The following is a 20718-nucleotide window of genomic DNA, read 5'->3' as shown; positions in this document are numbered from 1 at the left end:
GTGTTGTCGCCGGGCTGGGTGGCGTCCACGGCCCGCTGATAGGGACACGGCCACCCGCGGTGTTGGGGTTGGTCTCTTCGTAACGTGGCTGCCGGCAGTCGACGCCAGATCGGCGACCGGGCCGGCCGACGACGGCGCGGGGAGGCGATGCGGTGCACGGCGATTACCAGGTGTGTCGTACCGGTGGGCAATCATGTGTTGACGCCCACGGAGGGGGAGAAACGATGATCGGCACCTTGCGGACGGTCGTCCTGGACGCCCGTGACATCGCCGGCCTGGCCAGGTTCTACCAGGAGCTGGCCGGGTGGACGCAGAGCTATGCCGACGACGAGTGGATCACGATGACCACCGACGACGGCTGGCGGGTGGCGGCCCAGCTCGCACCGGACCACGTGGCACCCCGGTGGCCGGATCCCGCCCATCCCCAGCAGGCCCATCTCGACCTGCGGGTGCCCGACCTGGCGGCGGCCACCGCCCGGGCGCAGGAGCTGGGCGCGACGCTGTTGCGTCGCACCGAGCGGTGGCACACCCTGGCCGACCCGGCCGGGCACCCGTTCGACCTGTGCCTCAACGCCGACGACCCGCGCACCACGCTGATGGGCGTGATGCTGGACTGCCCCGACGCCAAGGCGCTGAGCGTGTTCTACGCGGAGCTGCTCGGCAAGCCGGTGACCTATGAGGGCGACGGCATGGCGATGATCGGCGAGGACGGCGCCCAGCCGCTCATGTTCCAGCAGGTGGCCGAGTATTCGCCGCCGCGCTGGCCCGATCCGGCCCACCCGCAGCAGTTCCACCTCGACGTGCGGGTCGACGACGTGGCGGCGGCCGAGCCGGCGGCGCTCGCGCTCGGCGCCACCCGTCTGCCCGGCGAGGGGGACAACTGGCGGGTGTACGCCGATCCCGCCGGCAAGCCCTTCTGCCTGGTGTGGGACCTCGATCAGGGGTGACGGGTGCCCTTCAGGTCCTGACGTTCAACGTGTGCGGCCTGCCGTCGCGGCTGCGGCCGCTCGGCAGCGGCACGGCCGCGGGACACGGGGCGGGGGCGGGATCGGACACGCGTTCCTCCTTCAGGGGAGGGGTGACCACGGTGGCCGACCTCATCGTTCTCGCCATTGCGCAGCGTGAGCAGTCCGATCACGGACACGCTCGCTGTCGGGTGCAAGGAAGGGCCCCTTCTTAACGCCTGCGGTGGTAAAAGGGTCCCTTCCAATCACCAGGGCCCGGAAACCCGGATGCGCGGCCGGCGGGATGCCGCTACCGTGCGCTACGTGGATCTTGAAATTGTCACCCTCGCCGAGCGACCGGACCTCGCCCCGCTGCTGGACGACTTCGACGGCGCGTGGCCGGAGTTCATGAGCTGGGACCCGATGGCGGCGCTGTACTACGCGGTCGCCGACGAGCTGTACCCGGAGTACGTCCTGCTCGCCCTCGACCCGGCCGAGCCCGCGCGGGCCGTCGCCCGGGCGTACAGCGTGCCGCTGTCCTGGACCGCCGACGAGTTGCCGCCCGGCGGGTGGGACCGGATCGTGCAACGGGCCTCGATCAACCGCCTGGTCGGCACCACGCCGAACCTGGTGTCGGCGCTGGAGATCTGCGTCCGGCCGGAGGCGCGGGGAACGGGCCTCTCGGCGCGGATGGTCGCCGCGATGCGCGACAACGCCGCCCGCCTCGGCTTCGCCGAGCTGGTCGCACCGGTACGCCCCAGCGGCAAGCACACCGTCCCGGACGAACCGATGAGCGAGTACGCGTACCGCGTCCGCGACGACGGCCTGCCGGTCGACCCGTGGCTGCGGGTGCACGTCCGGGCCGGCGGCCGGATCGACTCGGTGGCACCCCGCTCGATGACGATCCCGGGCACCCTCGCCGAGTGGCGCGCCTGGACCGGCCTGCCGTTCGACCGCACCGGCCCGGTGCACGTGCCGCACGCCCTGGTGCCGGTGTGGTGCGACGTGGCGCAGGACCACGCCGTCTACGTCGAGCCGAACGTCTGGGTCCGCCACCGCCTGGCCAGCTAGCGCGGCGAGGCAGAACCCCCGAACCATCGGCTGATTCCCACCGCAGCCGGCCCTCGGCTACCCGGTCACGGAGCCGGCGGAAAGTGGACGGGCGTGGGCGCCGAACGGCTGCGCGGGTGCGTGCGGCGCGATTAGCGTGGACGGCACCAGGTGGCCGGTGGGCGGAGTGACATGAGTGGACGGGCGGCGGTGGGCGCGCTGGCGGTGAGCGCGGCCGGGCTGGTCGGCGCGGTGGGCGCGGCGGCGACCTGGGTGGCCCGGACTCCGGAGCTGGACGGCACCCCCACCGTGGACCTGACCCGGCACGGCTTCGCCCGGCGGGACGTGGACACCCCCGCCGGCCGCGTCGCGGTGTACGAGGCCGGCACCGGCGACCCCGTACTGCTGCTGCACGGGGTGGGCGGCGGCGCGTCGTCGTACTACTGGCACCGGATCGGGCCCGAGTTGGCTCGCACGCACCGGCTGCTGGCGCCCGACTGGGTCGGCTTCGGCTGCTCGGCGCACCCGGACCGGCCGCTGCTCTTCGACGACTACGTCGCCCAGGTGCGCGCTCTCACCGCCCTCGCCGACACGGCGCCGGCGGTGGTGGCGCAGTCGCTCGCGGCCGGGTTCACCATCGCCGCGATTCACGCGGGCGCGCCGGTACGCCGGCTCGCGATGCTCGCCCCGAGCGGCGGGCGCGACTTCGGCGAGGACGGGTTCGGCCTGGTCGCCCGCCGGACGCTGACCCCGTTGGCCCGGTCGCCCCGGCTCGGCCCGGCCGCGTACCGGGTGCTGTTCCACCGGCGCTCGGCGATCGAGGCGTGGTTCCGCCGGCAGGGCTTCCGCGACCCGGCGGCGGTACCGGCCGACGTCATCGACGCGGGTGTGTTCTCGGCCCGTCAGCCGAACGCCGCGTACGCCGCGTTGCCCTTCCTCTCCGGCGACCTCCGCTACGACCTCGCGCCCCTGCTGGCGGAGCTGCCGGTGCCCGGCCTGATGCTGTGGGGCAGCGACGAGACGCAGATCCGCCCGGCGGTGCGGGAACGGCTGGAACGGGTCAACCTCGCGGTGCCGGTGGTCCGGATCCCGGACGCCCGCTCGAACCTGGAACTCGAACAGCCGTGGGCCACCCTCGCCGCGCTGGAGCCGTTCCTCACCGTCGGGGCGTCGACGCCACCCGGCGGATAGCACCTTCGCGCCGGGGCGGCCCCGGCACTCCCGGCCGCCAGGACTGCCCGCTCGCCGAACCGGGTGGACCAGGCACCGGTGCTCACCGCGGGGTCACGGCCGTCAGGGTCGCCGCGACCGTGTCCAGCAGCGCCGCCCGGGCGGTGCGGGGGAAGAAGTGGCCGCCGGGCAGGACGTGCAGGCTGAACGCCGCCGACGTGTGCTCGCGCCACGGCGCGACCCGCTCCGGCGGCACCTCGTCGTCCTCGTCGCCGGCGAAGGCCACGACCGGGCAGGGCAGCGGTGGCTCCGGGCGGTACTCGTAGGTCTCGCAGATCGAGAAGTCGGCCCGGATGGTCGGGAGCAGGAGTTCGAGGAGCTCGGGCTCGGCCACGATCTCCTCGTCGAGGCCGCCGAGCCGGCGCAGCCGCTCGACCACGAGCCGGTCCGGCTGGTCGTGGATGTCCGGCGCCTCGCGCCGCAACTGCGGGGCGAGGCCACCGGCGACGAAGAGCGCACGCGGCAGACCGGCACCGCGCCGGCGCAGCTCGCGGGCCAGCTCGAACGCGACGAGCGCGCCCATGCTGTGCCCGAACAGGGCGTACGGCACGGCCAGCTCGCCGGCCAGCGCCGACGCGAGCGCCTCGACCAGCGGCCGCACCCGCGTGTACGCGGAATCGCGCCACCGGGTCTGCCGGCCGGGCAGCTCGACGGGGCAGACGTCGACGCCGGGGCCGAGGACGTCCTGCCAGCCGGCGTACGCCGAGGAGCCGCCCCCGGCGTACGGCAGGCAGAGCAGCCGGATCGGGGACGTGCCGCCGCGGCGCGACGCGCCCACGACCCAGTCGTGGGCGCGCCGGGCGCGGGGTGTGGCGGTGGGGTTCACGGGTGGTTCTCCAGCGCGGGCTCGGTGGACAGGAGGGAACGGGCCTCCTCGTCGGACATCTCCTCCAGCTCGGCGAGGAGCTGGTCCTCGATGGCCAGCGCGGCGGCCTCCAGCGTGGGGCTGTCGAAGAGCACCCGGATGGGCACCTGCACGTCGAGCGCCTTGCGCAGGTGCACGACCGCCCGCATGGCCAGCAGCGAGTCCCCGCCGAGGGCGAAGAAGTTGTCGTGTACGCCCACCCGGTCGACCCCGAGGATGCCCGCCCAGACCTCGGCGACCGTCTCCTCGAGGGCGGTACGCGGTGCCACGTACGGCACCTCGTCCGCGTCGACCGCCTCGGCCGGCACCACCAGCGCCTTCCGGTCGACCTTGCCGTTGGCGGTCAGCGGCAGCTCGTCGATCTCGTAGAACGCGCCGGGCACCATGTAGCCGGGCAGCTTGCCGGCGAGGAACTCCCGCACGTCCGCCGGCAGCCCGCCGGCCTCCTGCGGCACGACGAAGGCGACCAGGCGCCGGGCGCCGCGCGGCTCGCCCTGCACGACGACGACCGACGCCCGCACGGCCGGGTGCTGGGCGAGCGCGGCCTCGATCTCGCCCAGCTCGATGCGGTACCCCTGGACCTTGACCTGGAAGTCCTCCCGGCCGAGGAACTCGATCTCCCCGCTCGGCAGGAAGCGGCCGAGGTCGCCGGTGCGGTACAGCCGCTCCCCCGTCTCGGGGTGCACGATGAAGCTCGCCGCCGTCTTCGCCTCGTCGCGCAGGTAACCGCGGGCGAGGCCGACGCCGCCGATGTAGAGCTGCCCGGGCACGCCGGTCGGCCGGGGCCGCAGCGCGTCGTCGAGGACGTGGAACGTCTGGTTCCGCATGGGCTGCCCGTACGGGATGCTCGTCCAGTCCTCCGGCACCTCGCCGATCGGGTGGAGGATCGACCAGATGGACGCCTCGGTCGCGCCGCCGAGGCTGACCACCTCCGGTCCGCCGAGCACCCGGCGGATCCGGTCGGGCAGGGTGACCGGGATCCAGTCACCGCTCAGCATCACCAGCCGCAGCCGGTCGGTGGCCTCCCGGACGGTGAGGTGCTCGACGAACAGCTCCATGAGCGCCGGCACGGAGTTCCAGATCGTCACGTCCGCCTTGGCCACCAGGTCGAGCCAGGCCGCCGGATCGCGGTGCGCCGACGCCTCCGGCAGCACCACCGCGCCACCGACCGCGAGGGGCCCGAAGATGTCGTAGACGGACAGGTCGAAGCTGAGCGACGACAGCGCCAGGACGCGGTCGTCCTCGCCGACCCGGAACCGCTCGTTGACGTCGACGACGGTGTTCAGGGCGCCGCGGTGGTCGATCATCACACCCTTGGGCAGGCCGGTCGACCCGGACGTGAAGATGACGTATGCCAGGTCGTCGGGGGTCGTGGCGATCGCGGGCGGCGCGGCGTCGGGGTCGGCCGGCAGCTCGTCCACCCGCAGCACGTCGGCCACGTCGGCGAACCGCTCCGCCCCGGCGTCGGCGAGGTGCCCCTCGGTGAGCACCGCGCGGACCTGGCCGTGCGCCAGCAGGAGACGCACCCGCTCGTCGGGCAGCTCCGGGTCGACCGGCAGGTACGCCGGCCCGGCGGCGAGGACGCCGAGCACGGCGGCCACCTGCTCCCAGCCCTTCTCCATCACCACCGCGACAAGGTCGTCGGGGCGTACGTCCAGGCCGGCGAGGCGGGCGGCGATCGTCCGCGCGCGGGCCGCCAGCTCGCCGTACGTGAGCGTGCGGGTCGGCGTGATCACGGCCGGGCGCTCGGGCACCCGGGCAGCGGTGGCGAAGAACGGCTCGTGCAGCAGGCCCGCCGGCAGGTGCCCGTCGGTGCGGTTGTACGCCGCCCGGGCGGCCACCTCCGCGCGGGGCACCAGCGACGGCACCGCGTCGGCCCAGTGCGCCTCGTCGGCCGCGAGCCAGCGCAGCACGTCCAGGGTGGCCGCGTGCATGTCGGCGACCAGCCCGTCGGGGAACAGGTCCTCGACCGCGTCGATGTCCAGCACCAGCGCGCCGTCCCGCTCGTACACCTGGGCGTCGATCCAGATCTGCGGCGTCTGGGAGATGCTGTAGACGACCTCGCCGATCTGCGGGTGCCCGCCGATGCCCTGGAAGAGGCTGGTGAACACCACCGGCAGCACCGCGGCGGCGTCACCGCGTACCCGCTTCAGCTCCCGCGCCACCCGCACGCCGCTGAACAGCCCGTGGTCGAGGTCGGAGAGGAGCTGGTCGCGGACGGCGCGCGCCCGGTCCTCGAACGCCGCCGCGCCGGCCGCGTCGATCTCCAGCAGCGTCACCGACGTGAAGTCGCCGAGGATCGCGTCGACCTGCGGGTGCAGCGGCAGCCGGTTGGCCATCGGCAGGTTGAGGGTGAACCGCCGGGTCTTCGACCAGGTGGCGACCACCTCACCGTACGCGGCCAGCAGCAGCGCGGTCGGGGTGACGCCGCGCCGGGACGCGGCCGCCTTCACCCGGGTCCACGCGTCGGCCGGCAGGTCCCCGGTCAGCCGGGCGAAGCGCGGCGCGGAGATGGTGTGCGGGTCACGCGCCAGCGGCAGCTCGGGCGCCAGCGCCAGCGCCGGGACGCGCTCCTGCCAGTACGCCTCGGCTCGCCGGTACCGGTCGGTCGACTCGACGGCCGTCGCGGCGAGCACGTAGTCGCGGAAGGTCAGCTCCAGCTCGGGCAGCGTCACGTCCGGCTCGTAGTAGAGCCGGGTCAGCTCGCGCATCACGATGTTCGACGCCCACGCGTCGGTGATCAGGCCGTCGATGCTGTAGTGCACCCGGCCCCGGCCGCCGTCGAGGAGGGTAGCCCGCAGTTCGAACAGCGGCCACCGGTCCGGGGCGAAGACCTGGTGCGACATGGCGGCCCGGGTGCGCTCCAGGACGGCGGCGACCTCGCCCTCCGGCCGACCGCGGACGTCCTCGGTGACTATCACGTAGTCCGGCACCTCGTCGAGGATCTGCTGCTCGCCGTGGGGCAGGACGATCGCGCGGAGCATTCCGTGCCGCCGGATCAGCCGGCGCAGCGCCCGCTCCAGCCGGGGCACGTCGAGGTCGGGGACGTCGAACTCCTCGTACCCGTGCATGCCGACGTTGCCCAGCTCGAACACGCCGGTGCGGCCGATCCAGTACGCCTGCTGCACGTCGGTCAGCGGGAACGGCCGGTGCGCCGCCGCCGGGTCCGGAACGACGGCCGGCAGTGCCTCCGGCGTGGCGTCGCCGGCGGCCGCCCGGGCGGCGCGGACGGCGGCGGCGAGGCCACGGACCGTCGGCTCGGCGACGAAGACGCGCAGCGGGATCTCCACCCCGCAGGTCCGGCGCACCTGGGCGACGAGCTGCGCCGCGAGCAGGGAGTGCCCGCCCAGCTCGAAGAAGCCGGCGGTGGGCGCGACGTCCGGCTCGCCGAGCAGGTCGGCGAAGATGCCGGCGACCTCCCGCTCGGTCGGGTCCGCGTACCGGGGGGCGTCGCCGACCGGCTCCGCCGTGCCCTCCACGGGCTCGTCGAGGGCGGTGACCAGGACGTGGCCGGCGCCGGGGGCGGCGGTCACCACCCGGGTGACGCTCGCCTCGACCGCCGGCCCGGCACCCGCCGGCCACACGTAGGTCGTCCACGGCACGTCGGACTCCCGCCGGATCGCCGCGACGTGCCCGGCCACCCGGTCCGCCAGCGGCGCGTCCGGCGTACCGCCGAGGACGTGCACCTCGGCGGCGGCCACCACGTCGGGGCCGGCGGCCCGCGAGCTCGCGAGGGCGCCGGCCAGCGCGGCGAGGGCCGCGTCGGTGGGCGCGCCGGCGTCGATCACGACCAGCGCGGTCCCGGCCGGTCCGGTCCCGCCTGCGGCGTCGACGGTCACGGCGGTGGCGCCGACGGCCGCACCGCCGCCGGCGGAGACGGTCGCGGAGTCGAGGTCGGCGACGGTGGCGCCCGCGGTGGTGAGGGCGCGGCGGAACGCGGCGGCGGCTTCCGGGTCCCCGGCGAGCAGGTAGCGCGCGCCGGTGTGCCGGGCTGCCGCGGCGGCCGGCACCGGCTCGACGTCCGGCACGAACCGGTGCGGCCCGCGCAGGGCCACCATCGGCTCGGGACGGCTGGTCCGGACCTCGGCGGCCACGGCGGCGGCCAGCCGGCGGGCGGCGTCCGGCGTCGCCGGCGGGGCCACGTCGAGCAGCGTCCGGGTGCCCGGCACGCCGCCGGTCGCCCAGCCGGCGAGGACGCTCCGCACCGGCACCAGGGTCTCCGCGCCGGTGACGTCGAGGACTCCGTCGGCGACGACGACGATCCGGGGGTACGCGTCGCCGCGCGCCGCGAGGGCGCGGTCCAGCGCGGCGAGGGTGGGCAGCGGGTCGTCCGCCCCGGCCGCGAGCAGCACACCCGCCACCCGCTCGTCCGGCGCGAGCGGCGCGGCGAGCCGGCCGGCGGCGTGGTCGAGGTCGGCGGCGACCACCCGCGTGCCCGCCGCGCGCAGGTGCCCCGCGACCTGGTCGAGGGCACCCGACCCGACGACGAGCCAGGTGCCGGCCGCCGTGGCCGCGGGCACGACCGGTCCGGTCCGGCGGAAGCTGCGCACCGCCAGCCCGTCGACGCCGCCCGTCCGGGCCGCGCCCGCGCCGCGCGGCGGGTCGACCCAGCAGCGCTCGCGCTCGAACGGGTACGTGGGAAGGACGGTGCGGCGCGGCGTCGCCTCGCCGTGCAGCGCCTCCCAGGCGACCGGCGCGCCCTGCCGCCACAGCTCCCCGGCGGCGGTGAGCAGCTCGGTCTCCGCGTCGGCGTCCCGGCCGGCCGAGGGCAGCGAGGCGACCGCCCGGGGACCACCGGCAAGGCGGGTCAGCACCCGGCCCGGGCCGACCTCCAGCAGCGCCGCGTCCGGGCGGCGCAGCGTCGCGAGGCCGTCGGCGAAGCGGACCGTGGAGCGCAGCTGCCGGGCCCAGTACGCGGGGTCGGTCGCCTCCTCCGCCGTGATCCAGGTGCCCGTCACGTTGGACACGAACGGGACATCCGGTGCGGCCCGGGGCACCCGCGCGACCTCCGCCTCGAACGCCGCGGCGGCGTCGTCCATGGACCGGGAGTGGAACGCGTGCGAGGTGACGAGGCGCCTCGAGGCCGTTCCCCGCTCGGTGAGCCGCGCGGCGAACGTGTCGATGTCGTCGGGCGCCCCGGAGACCGTGCACTGCCGTGGCCCGTTGACGGCGGCGAGGTCCAGCCCGTCGCCGAGCAGCGGCAGCAGCTCGGCCTCGGGCAGCGGCACCGCGAGCATCGCCCCGGGCGGCGCGGCCTGCATGAGCCGGCCGCGCGCCGCGACGAGGCGCAGCGCGTCGGGCAGCGTGAACACCCCGGCGAGGCACGCGGCCACCAGTTCGCCGACGCTGTGCCCGAGCATTGCCGCCGGCCGGACGCCCCACGCTTCCCAGAGCTTCGCGAGGGCGTGCTCGACGACGAACAGGGCCGGCTGGGCGTACCGGGTCTGGTTGACGCTCTCCTCGGCGGCGGTCCGCTCGTCGTCGTCCGGGTACAGCAGGCGGCGAATGTCCTCGCCGAGCAGCGGCGCCAGCAGCTCCGCCGCGCGGTCCACCTCGGCGCGGAAGACCGGCTCCTGCGCGTAAAGGGCGTGCGCCATGCCGCTGCGCTGGGCGCCTTGACCGGGGAAGGTGAACAGCACCGCGCGGTCGGTGGCGGTCTCCTCCGCCAGTCCCGGGCCCGGCCGGTCCAGGGCCTCGGCGACCTCGTCGAGGCGTCCGCCGACGACGGTCCGGCGGTACGGCAGGGTCCAGCGGCCCCGTTGCAGCGTGTACGCCACGTCGGCCAGGTGCGCGTCCGGGTTCGCGCGCAGGTACGCGGCGAGCCGGGCGGCGGCCGCGTCGAGCGCGGTGGGCGTGGCGGCCGACAGCGGCAGCACGTGCCGGCGCCGGCCCTCGACCGACGGGACCGGCGGAGGCGCCTCCTCCAGGACGACGTGCGCGTTGGTCCCGCCGATGCCGAACGAGCTGACGCCGGCGCGGCGCACGCCGTCGGGCCACGGGGTGCGGGCCGCGACGACCCGGAACGGGCTCCCGTCCAGCCCCAGCTCGGGGTTGGCGGTGCGGAAGTGCAGCGACGGCGGGATCTCCCGCTCCTTCAGCGCGAGCACCGCCTTGATGAGGCCGACCACGCCGGCGGCGGTGTCGAGGTGCCCGACGTTCGTCTTGACGGACCCGAGGGCGACCCGACCGGCCGGCACGTCGTGGAACGCACTCCTCAGGGCGGTCACCTCGATCGGGTCACCGAGCGGGGTGCCGGTGCCGTGCGCCTCGACGTAGCCGATGGTGTCGGGGTCGACGTCGGCGACGCCGAGCGCCTCGGCGATGACGTCCGCCTGCCCGTCCACGCTCGGCGCGGTGAAGCCGACCTTGCGGGCGCCGTCGTTGTTCACCGCCGATCCGCGGATCACGGCGTGGATCACGTCCCGGTCGGCCACGGCGTCGGCGATCCGCTTGAGGACCACGACCGCCGCGCCACTGCCCGGGACCGCGCCGGTGGCGTCGGCGTCGAAGGCCCGGCAGTGGCCGTCGGCGGAGAGGATGCCGCCCGGTTCATGCCGGTGGCCGCACCGCCGGGGAATGATGGTGGCGCCGCCGGCCAGCGCGACGTCGCACTCCCCGGCGAGCAGGGCCTGGGCGGCCATGTGCACCGCCACCAGCGACGTGGAGCAGCCGGTCTGCACGCTGACGCTGGGACCGTGCAGGTCGAGCTTGTACGACACGCGCGTCGGCACGAAGTCCTTGTCGTTGCCGATCGACGTCTGGAACGCGCCGACCCGGGCCACCAGGTCGGCGTTGGGCAGCAGGTTGTGCAGCAGGTATGCGCTCTCTCCCACTCCCGCCCAGACGCCGGTGACCGCGTCGGTCGCGTCCGACGGGTGCCCGGCGTGCTCCAGCGCCTCCCAGGCGCATTCGAGGAGGAGCCGGTGCTGCGGGTCGAGCAGCTGCGCCTCGCGGGCCGAGAAGCCGAAGAAGCGCGCGTCGAAGCCCGCCGGGTCGTCGAGGACGCCGAGCGCACGAACGTAGTCGGGGTGGGTGAACTCCTCCGGCGGCACACCGTCGGCGAGCAGGTCGGCGTCGCTCAGGGTGGTGATGGACTCCACCCCGTCCCGCAGGTTGCGCCAGAAGCCGTCCGGCGTGTCGGCTCCGGGAACCCGGAGCGCCATCCCGACGATGGCGACGGCGGTGTCGGGCAGCGAACGGCCCTCGGTCATGTTTCGTCTCCCGCGTTCCGGGGGCCGGTCGGCCGGCGTCGCGGCGTCCGTCCCCTCTGGATGGTTTTGCGTGTTTCGGCCCGACGGTGCCCGGCGGTCGGTGCCGGCGGGCTCCCGCCGGACGCCAGGTGCCGGGCGAGGGCGCGCACGGTGGGGTGGCGGAACAGGTCCACCACCGGCACCGTGCGGCCGAGCCGCTCGGCCAGGCGCGCCTGCACCCGCACCATGAGCAGCGAGTGCCCGCCGATGTCGAAGAAGTTGTCGTCGGCGCCGACGACCTGGACCGCCAGCACCTCCCGCCAGATCGCCGCCACCGCCTCCTCCAGTTCGCCGGTGGGCGCGCCGCGCCCGGCCGGGGCGGGGAGCCGCGGTGGCGGCAGGGCGGCGCGGTCGACCTTGCCGCTCTCGCCGCGCGGCAACCGGTCCAGCGGCACGATCGCCGCGGGCACCATGTAGCCGGGAAGGCGGTCGGCGAGGTGCGCGCGGAGGCCCGCGACGTCCAGGCCGGCCGGCGTCACGTAGCCGACCAGCGCGGCCCGGCCCGGGGTGTCCTCGCGCAGCAGCGCTGCCGCCTCGGCGACCGGGGGGTACGCGGTGAGCGCCGCCTCCACCTCGCCCAGCTCGATCCGGAATCCGCGCAGCTTGACCTGGTCGTCGTCGCGGCCGAGGAACTCGAGCACGCCGCCGGCGCCGAGGCGTACCCGGTCCCGGGTGCCGTACATCCGCGCGCCGGGCGGCCCCCACGGGTCGGGCAGGAAGCTGGTGGCGGTGCGGGCCGGGTCGCCGAGGTAGCCCGGGGCGACACCGGGACCGCCGAGCCAGAGGTCACCGGGGACGCCGCGCGGGACCGGGCGCAGCCCGTCGTCGAGCACGTACGCCCGCACGCCGGGCAGCGGCCGCCCGACGGGGACGGTGCCGGTGGCCGGGTCCCGGTCGGCCGGCTCGTGCACGGTGGCGGTGATGGTGGCCTCCGTCGGGCCGTACGCGTTGAGCCACCGCACGTCCGGCGCGGCGGCCCGCCACCGGGCGAGCCGGCCCGCGTCGACCCGCTCGCTGCCGACGACGACGAGCCGCAGCGCCGGGCAGGACGACGGCGGGTGCCGGTCCAGCGTGGCGACCCATTCGTGCCAGTACGACGCCGGCAGGTTGAGCACGGTGAGCCGTTCCCGCCGGGCGAGGGCGGTCAGCTCGTCGATGCCGGGGACCGGGCCGGCGGGGGGCAGGACGACGGCGCCGCCCCGGATCAGGGTGGCGAACAGCTCCTCCGCCGCCACGTCGAAGGTGAGCGCGGCGAACTGCAGCACCCGGTCGGCGGGGCCGAGCGCGTAGTGCGCGGCGACCGCGGTCAGGGTGTGCACGAGGTTGGCGTGGCTCACGCACACGCCCTTCGGCCGCCCGGTGGTGCCGGAGGTGTACAGCACGTACGCCGGTGCCGACGGGTGACCCGGGTCGGCCGTGTCCCCGGTGGGCGGGTTGCCTGCGGCGGCCTCTTCCACGGCGACGAACGGCACCTCGGCGGCCGGCGGCCCGGCGGTCCGCGACCCGAGCACCACCACGGCCGACGAGTCGGCGAGGACGTACGCGAGCCGCTCCGGCGGCGTGGCCGGGTCCAGCGGTACGTACGCGGCGCCGCAGCGCAGGACGCCGAGCAGCGCGGCCGGCCAGTCCGGCGTCCGGTCCAGCATGACCGCGACGGTGTCGCCGGGGCGGACGCCCCGGGCAGCCAGGGCGGCGGCGACGTCGGCGGCGCGGGTGGCCAGCTCGGCGTGGGTGACCGTCCGGTCGCCCTGGACGAGGGCGGGCCGGTCGGGCCAGCGGGCCGCGGCGGCGGCCACCACGCCGTGCAGCGTCGCGGCGGCCGGCCCGGCGCCGTCGGGCGGGACCGGCGGCCCGCCGGCCGGGGCGATCTCCTCGGGCCCGGCCAGCAGGTCCAGGGTGGCCAGCGGGACGTCCGGGGCGGCGCAGGCCGACTCCAGCAGGGTCCGGTAGCTCTCCGCCATCCGTTCGGCCGTGTCGCGGTCGAACAGCTCCACGTCGTACTCGACGGTGCCGCGCAGCTCGCCCGAGGCGAGCGGGGTCTCGTCCCAGGCCACGGTCAGGTCGAACTTCGCGACCCGGCCGGGCTGCTCGGCCACCGTGACCGACAGCCCGGGCAGCGCGGTCGTCCGCTCCGGCACGGTCTGCGCCGACAGCATGACCTGGAACAGCGGGGAGCGGCTGGGGTCGCGGGGCGGGCGCACCGCCTCGACGACCTGCTCGAACGGCACGTCCTGGTGCTCGTACGCGCCGAGCACCGCCTCGCGGGCACGGGCCAGCAGGTCGGCGAACGTGTCGGTGTCCCGCCAGCGGGTCCGCAGGACGACCGTGTTGACGAAGAAGCCGACCAGGTCGTCGAACTCCGGCCGGGTGCGGCCCGAGACCGGGCTGCCGACGCTGACGTCGCGCACGCCCGCGTACCGGCCGAGCAGCAGTTGGAACGCCGCGAGCAGCACCATGAACCGGGTGGCGCCGTGCCGCCGGCCCACCTCGTCGAGCCGCCGGACGAGCGCCGCGGGCAGCCGTACGCCGAACGTCTCGCCGGCGTGCGAGGGCGCGGCCGGGCGGGGCCGGTCCGTCGGCAGGTCCAGCGTGGCGGGCGCGCCGGCGAGCCGGTCCGTCCAGTACGCGAGCTGCGCCGCCCGGCTCTCCCCGGCGAGCAGCCGGCGCTGCCAGACGGTGTGGTCGGCGTACTGCACGGTCAGCGGCGCCGGGGCGGGTGTGCCGGTGGTCCGGGCCGCGTAGAGCGCCCCGAGGTCGCGGATCAGCACGCCGACCGACCAGCCGTCGCAGATCGCGTGGTGCAGGGTGACCAGCAGCAGACAGCGGTCGTCGGCCAGCCGCATCAGCCGCCACCGCGCGAGCGGCCCGGCGGCGAGGTCGAAGGGCTCATCCGCGGCGCGGCGCACGAACACGTCGGCCCGTTCGTCCCGGTCCGGCAGCCCGCGCAGGTCGTCGACGGCGAGGATGACGACCGGCTCCTCGTCGACCACCTGCTGCGGCTCGCCGTCGACGGTGACCAGCCGGGTCCGCAGCGCCGCGTGCCGCGCCACCAGGGCGCGGAGGCTCCCGTCGAGGGCGGCGACGTCGAGCGGCCCGTCGATGGTGAACAGCAGCGGCACCGAGTACACGGACTGCCCGGGGGTGAGCCGGTCGAGGAACCACAGGCGCTGCTGCGCATACGACAGCGGGTGCGGGCCGTCCCCGGCGGCCGGGACCGGCGGGCGGGCGGTGCCGCGCCGGGCCACGGCGACCCGGGCGGCCAGCGCGGCGACCGTCGGCGCCTCGAAGGCGGCGCGGACCCCGAGGTCCACGCCGGCGCGGGCGGCGACCCGCGCCACCATCTGCGCGGCGAGCAGCGAGTGGCCGCCGAGGGCGAAGAAGTCGTCGGCGGCGGACACGACCGGTACGCCCAGCAGGTCCCGCCAGACGTCGGCGACGAGTTCCTCGACCGGTCCGCGGGGCGGCACGTGGGTGGTCGCCCGTACGCGGTGCTGCGCGGCCGGTTCGGGCAGCGCCCGCCGGTCCACCTTGCCGTTCGGGGTGACCGGCAGCGCCGGGAGCGGCACGTACCAGGCGGGCACCATCGCCTCGGGCAGCCGCGCGGCCAGGTGGGCGCGCAGGTCACCGGCCGGGACCGGATCGGCGTCGGGCACCACGTACGCGACCAGCCGGCGCGCGTCGCCGTCTCCGCGTACGTCGACGGCGGCGGCCCGGACACCCGGACAGGTGGTGAGGACGCTGGCGATCTCGTCCGGCTCGATCCGGACACCCCGGATCTTCAGCTGGTCGTCGGCGCGGCCCAGGTACTCCAGGTGGCCGTCCTCCCGCCAGCGCACCACGTCTCCGGTGCGGTAGAGGCGCTCGCCGACGCCGAACGGGCTCGGCACGAAGCGCTCGGCGGTCAGGTCGGGCCGCCCCAGATAGCCGCGCGCCAGGCCGGCGCCGCCGAGGTGCAGCTCGCCGGGGACGCTGACGCCGGTCTCCCGACCGTGGTCGTCGAGCACGTGCAGCCGGGTGCCGCCGATCGGGCGGCCGACCGGGGTCCGGGCCGCGTCGCCGGGCAGCTCCGCCACGTCCCAGGTGCTGGCGATCGTGGTGCCCTCGGTCGGGCCGTACGCGTTGACCAGCCGCAACCCGGGCAGGGCCGCGCGCAGCGCCGCGACCCGACGGGCGTCGGCGGCCTCCCCGCCGAAGAAGAGGGTCCGCAGCGGCGCGAACATGGTCGGGTCCTCGTCCACGCACCGGTGGAACAGGGCGGTGGTGAGCAGCATGCTGGTGACGCCGTGGGACGCCAGGCGTTCGCGCAGCCGGGCGGGGGTGAGCGCGTCGTCCTTGGCGACACCGACCAACCGGGCGCCGTTGAGCAGCGCCCCCCAGATCTCCCAGGTGGCCGCGTCGAACGACACGTTCGCCACCTGGGCCATCACGTCGGCCGGGCCGACGCGGAGGTACCCGGCGTCGCGGACCAGCCGGACGATCCCGCCGTGGGTGATCTCGACGCCCTTCGGCCGCCCGGTCGAGCCCGAGGTGTAGAGGACGCAGGCCCGCTGCGCGGGATGGACCGGCGGCCAGGCGAGCGTTCGTCCCCCGCCGGTCGGCAGCGGCCGGTCGAGCCGCAGCACCGGCAGGCCCCCCGCGAAGGCCACCGCACCGTCGGCGAGCAGCAGCCGGGCGCCGCTGTCGCGCAGCATGTACTGCCGTCGCGCGTCCGGGTGGGCCGGGTCCAGCGGCAGGTACGCCGCACCGGCGGCGAGGACGGCGAGCATCGCGACGACGAGTTGCGCGGAACGCTCCAGCGCCAGGCCGACGACGCTCTCCGGCGGGACGCCGTGCCCGGCCAGCGCCGCCGCCAGGGCGCCGGCCCGCTCGCGCAGCTCGGCGTACGTGAGGGTCGCTCCGTCGTACTCCAGCGCCACCGCGTCCGGTGTCGCGTCGGCCTGCGCGAGGAACGCCGCCAGCACGGTCGACGGCTCGGCGGCATCGTCCCCGATGCCCCACCCGGCGAGCAGTTCCGCCTCCTCGGCGGTGGTGTGCGCGAGCGCGGAGACCGGGGCGTCCGGTGTGGCCAGGGCGTTGGCGAGCAGCGTCCGGTAGTGGTCGACCAGCCGCCGCACGGACGCCCGGTCGAACAGGTCCGGGTCGTACGCGACGTCGCCCCGCAATCCGTCCGGAGTCGGCTCGTCCCACCGAACGACCAGGTCGGGCGGCACGTCACCGGCCTCCGGGGCGGCACCGACGGCGAGCACCACCGGGCAGAGCGCGGCGCGGCTCGGGTCGCGGGGCAGGCCCAGCGCCTCCGCCAGCCGGTCGAGGGAGAGGTCGGCGTGCCGCGACGCCTCCCGCACCGCCTCCCCCACCCGGGTCAGCAACCCGCCGACGGTCGGGTCGTCCGTCCAGGCGCTGCGCACCGCCACCAGGGTGCCGGCGGCGGGCGTGCCGACGGTGACGTCCCGCGTGCCGGCGTGCCGGCCCAGCACCACCTGCCCGACCGCGAGGAGCGTGACGAGCGGCGGGACGCCGTACGCCCCGCTCACCTCGACCAGCCGGCGTGCGGTGACCGGGTCGACCGTGAGGGCGACCCGCTCGGTGCGGTGGCGCCGGACCGCCGGGCGGACCCGGTCGGTGAACAGGTCCAGAGTGGACATGCCGGTCAGCCGCCCCCGCCAGTACGCGAGACCCTCCCCGGTCACGGCACCGGCTCCCCGAGGTCGGCCCGGCCGGACCGCGGGCCCACCGGCTCCGCCACCGCACCCAGCAGCGCCTCCGGCCGGTCGGGTCCGGTCACCCGGACCACCCGGCCGCCATCCAGCGTCACCACGAGATCGGCGCCCACGAGGGTCTCCCGCCGGTGGGCGATGGTGAGCACGGTGGCCCCGGCCAGGTCCACCGAGAGCAGCCGCTGGATCCGGGCGTCGCTCTCGGCGTCCAGGTTGGACGTCGCCTCGTCGATGAGCACGACCTTCGCGTCGCGTAGCAGCGCCCGGGCCAGGCAGAGCAGTTGGCGCTCGCCGGCGCTGAGCTGGCCGCCGCCGGCCGACACCGTCCGGTCGAGGCCGCCGTCCGGGCCGAGCAGCCGGTCGGCCAGACCCACCTTGGTGAGTACGGCGTTGATCGCCGCGTCCGGGTACGCCCCGGCCGGGTCCAGGTTGTCCCGCAGCGTGCCGGGCAGCAGAACCGGGTCCTGCGGGACCACCTCGACCGCGGTCCGCAGGTCCGCGAGCCGCAACGTCGCGGTGTCGACGCCGTCGACGACGACGCGGCCGCGCTCCGGTTCGACGAACCGCAGCAGCGCGGTGAACAGGCTCGACTTCCCGCTGCCGGTCCGCCCGACGATGCCGACCTTGCTTCCGGCCGTCGCGTGGAACGACACACCGTCCAGGGCGGGCGGGGCGCCGTCGGAGTAGCGCAGGGTCACGTCCGCGAACCGGATGTCGCCGGCGGTCGGCCAGCCGGCCGGTGCCGGCCGCCCGTCGGTGCGCTCGACCGGCAGTTTCGTGTAGTCGTCGACCCGCTCGAAACTGGCCAGGGCGAGGTCCATCATCTGCACGGTCATCAGGCTCATCGCCAGCGCCTCCATCAGCGCGTACACGAAGCTGATCCCGACACCGGCCAGGCCGGCGCCGATGCCGCCCTGCACGACGATCAGCACGCCGTACGCGAGCAGGACGGTCGCGCCGAGCAGGTCGAGCCGCAGGTTGAAGTGCCGGGACAGCGAGTTGACCGTGTAGTCCGCGTGGTGCGCGGTGCGGACCCGGCCGCGGAACGCGGCCTGGTAGCCGCGCACCCGCGCGTCCCGCCCCTCGATCGAGGTGACACCCTCGACCGCCTCGGTGAGCAGGGCGAGCAGCGGTTCGTTCGCCTGCTTCGACAACCGCGACGCCTGCACCGTGCTGGCCCGGGTGAGCCGCTGCCAGCGCAGGAACAGCACCAGCAGGAGCGGGGCGGCCAGCAGGATCAGCGGGCTGGTGAGGGCGAGCGCGGCCAGCGGGACCACCAGGCCGACGGCCACCCGGAGGGTGTCCATCGTGGTCTCGGGCAGCTCCAGGTCGATGGTCTCCATGTCGCTGGAGAACCGGGCCAGGACCCGGCCCGAGGGGTTCCGGTCGAAGAACGACAGGGGGGCCCGGAAGACCCGGTGCAGCATCGAGTTGTGCAGGGACTGGCCGGCCGTCACGCCGCGGGCGAAGGCGAAGCTGAACAGCCCCCGGTCGAGCACCAGCGCCAGCAGGCCGATGGCGGCGAACACGCCCGCGTAGAACAGGGTGTCCTCCCCCGCGCTCTCGGTCCACCAACCGAGCCAGAACGACGACCCGCCGAGCACGGCCTGCCCACCGACCGCCAGCCCCAGCAGGACGACGACCAGCGCGCCCGGCGTCAGCACCCGCAGGTACCGGCGGTACGTCCGGGTGCCGACCCGCCCGGTGCGCACCGCCTCGGCCGGTTCCTCGGCGACCTCCTCGGCCACCTCGTCGAGCGGGGCGCCGTCGACCTCGGGCTGCGGCGCGGCCTCGGCGGCGACGGCCGGCAGCAGCTCCGGCATCCGGGCGGCGACCTCGTCGAACGGGCCGGCGGCGACCACCCGACCGCCGTCGAGGACGACCACCCGGTCGGCCCGCCGGGCCACGTCGAGGCGGTGGGTCGCCACGATCCGGGTACGGCCGGCCAGCACGTCCTCCAGCAGGGACTCCAGGATCGTGCCGGCGACCGCGTCGTCGACGGCGCTGGTCGGGTCGTCGAAGAGGTAGACGTCGGCGTCCTCGTACGCGGCCCGGGCCAGCGCGACGCGCTGCCGTTGCCCGCCGGAGAGGTTCGCGCCCCGCTCCCCGATCACCGTCGCGTCCCGGGCGGGCATGGCGGCCAGGTCCGCGCCCAGGGCGGTGGCGCGGACCACCGCCGCGTACCGGTCGGGATCCTCGGGTGCGAAGCAGCGGATGTTCTCCGCGACGCTGCCCTGCATGATCCAGGGCTTCTGCGGCAGGTGGACCACGCTGCCACCGACCCGCGCGGTGCCGTCGACCGTGCGCATCGTCCCGGCGAGCGCGGCGAGCAGCGCCGACTTGCCGCTGCCCACCCGTCCCAGCACGCAGACCAGCTCACCGGACGTGATCCGCAGGTCGACGCCGGACAGGACCGGCGCCGTCCCCGGCTCCGCGCCCGGCCAGGCGAACGACGCGCCGTCGAGGTCGACGGTGCCGGCCGGAGCGGTGTCACCGCCCGACGGCGCCGTGACGTCCGGCGCCTCCAGGAACGCGGTCACCTTGCCGAACGCGACCCGCCACTCGTTGCGCATGTCCAGGTAGCGCACGAGTTCCGGGAGCTGCGACCGGAGCACGGTCAGCACGGCGATCGCGGCGAACACGTCCGCCGCCCGCAGCTCGTTGCCGAGCGCCGCGTACGTGACCAGCGTGGCCATCACCATGAGCACCGGCGCGGCGGCGTTGACCAGGTACAGCGTGGCGAGACGCTGCTGCCGGCGTACCAGCAGCTCGTTGAGCACGGCACGCTCGCGACCCACCGCCCGCTCCGCCACGTCCTCCCAGCCGTGCGAGCGCAGCGTCCGCATGGCCGCGAGGTACTCGTTGACGAGTCCGATGCGGACGCCGTTCGCGTCCCGGATCGGCGGCACCAGCGCGAAGACCCGCTCGTTGGCCACGTGCGACAGCCAGAGGCCGGCGATCAGGATCGCGATGCCGACGAGCGCGGCCCAGCCCAGCAGCACCCACAGGATCAGGCAGGAACCCGCGATGCCGAGCGGCACCGCCCACGCCATGTGGGTGAACGCGACCCGCCCGACGCGCCGCGCGTCCGACGAGGCGAGGGTGATCACCTCGCCGGTGGGGTGGGCCAGCCGGGCGCCCCGGTCCATCCGCAGGTACTTGTGCAGGATCTCGGTCCGCAGCAATGCCGTGATCGAGTGTGCGGTCTTCCACACCTCGGACCACTGGTGCTTGTGCGTCAGCGAGTCGAGGACGTAGAACCCGGCCAGGCCGGCGGCGATGAGCAGGCCCTCGACCACCGGCCCCCGGCCGTCACCCTCGAACCAGGCGATCAGCTCCCGCACCAGCAGCGGCCCGAGCGTCGCGCAGGCCTGGTAGGCCAGGAAGATCAGCGCCGCGAGCCAGAACCGCCGCCGGTACGTCTGGTACAGGGCGCGGCGCAGCCCGTCCGGCCGGCCGCGCCGGGCCGCCCAGGCGCGGGCGAAGACCGGTGTGACCCGCTCCAGGTGGTCGTAGCGCGGTGGCGTCAGGCTGTCGGAGAGGTCCAGGGGCCGCCGCAGCGCGGTCCGCACGAGGACCGACGGCCAGTGGATGAAGACCCGGGAGACGATCCCCGCGTCCCCCTCGGCGCTCGGGCGTACCGGCGTGTCGATGTTCGCCAC

Annotated in this window: 7 protein-coding genes; 3 read left to right on the top strand and 4 right to left on the bottom strand. The window is 75.8% G+C overall.

What is annotated here, in order from left to right; all coding sequences use genetic code 11:
* The first annotated feature begins 224 nt into the window (after positions 1-224).
* The 3 genes from ACTMS0_RS26135 (at position 225) to ACTMS0_RS26125 (ending at position 3185) form a co-directional block, all read left to right on the top strand.
* Positions 225-947 carry a VOC family protein gene (locus ACTMS0_RS26135; RefSeq protein ID WP_441157914.1) on the top strand — a complete coding sequence of 241 codons (723 nt, stop codon included), beginning with the start codon at positions 225-227 and terminating at the stop codon, positions 945-947.
* Positions 948-1268: 321 nt separating this feature from the next.
* Positions 1269-2015 (top strand): N-acetyltransferase, encoded by a 747-nt coding sequence (locus tag ACTMS0_RS26130; protein WP_441157913.1) that lies wholly within the window; start codon positions 1269-1271, stop codon positions 2013-2015.
* 171 nt (positions 2016-2186) lie between these two features.
* Entirely contained in the window at positions 2187-3185 is a 999-nt protein-coding gene (locus tag ACTMS0_RS26125) for an alpha/beta fold hydrolase (RefSeq protein WP_441157912.1), read from the top strand.
* Positions 3186-3267: 82 nt separating this feature from the next.
* Here the strand turns inward: ACTMS0_RS26125 and ACTMS0_RS26120 are convergent, their stop codons facing one another.
* Genes ACTMS0_RS26120 through ACTMS0_RS26105 form a run of 4 tightly spaced genes read right to left on the bottom strand, consistent with a single transcriptional unit; the run spans position 3268 to position 20718 of the window.
* The gene (locus tag ACTMS0_RS26120; protein WP_441157911.1) at positions 3268-4050 is read right to left on the bottom strand and encodes a thioesterase II family protein; all 783 of its coding nucleotides are present in this window, start codon (positions 4048-4050) and stop codon (positions 3268-3270) included.
* Entirely contained in the window at positions 4047-11300 is a 7254-nt protein-coding gene (locus tag ACTMS0_RS26115; protein WP_441157910.1) for a hybrid non-ribosomal peptide synthetase/type I polyketide synthase, read from the bottom strand. Before ACTMS0_RS26115 ends, ACTMS0_RS26120 begins: the two co-directional genes overlap by 4 nt.
* Complete coding sequence (locus ACTMS0_RS26110) at positions 11297-17029, bottom strand: amino acid adenylation domain-containing protein (protein WP_441157909.1); 5733 nt, start codon at positions 17027-17029, stop codon at positions 11297-11299. The genes ACTMS0_RS26115 and ACTMS0_RS26110 overlap by 4 nt, the downstream gene beginning before the upstream one ends.
* Positions 17026-20718 (bottom strand): ATP-binding cassette domain-containing protein, encoded by a 3693-nt coding sequence (locus tag ACTMS0_RS26105; RefSeq protein ID WP_441157908.1) that lies wholly within the window; start codon positions 20716-20718, stop codon positions 17026-17028. The genes ACTMS0_RS26110 and ACTMS0_RS26105 overlap by 4 nt, the downstream gene beginning before the upstream one ends.

The organism is Micromonospora sp. H33 (assembly GCF_052068455.1).
Lineage (GTDB): Bacteria > Actinomycetota > Actinomycetes > Mycobacteriales > Micromonosporaceae > Micromonospora.
The sequence above is the reverse complement of the archived record's forward strand: the minus strand, read 5'-3'. Positions and strand labels throughout refer to the sequence as shown.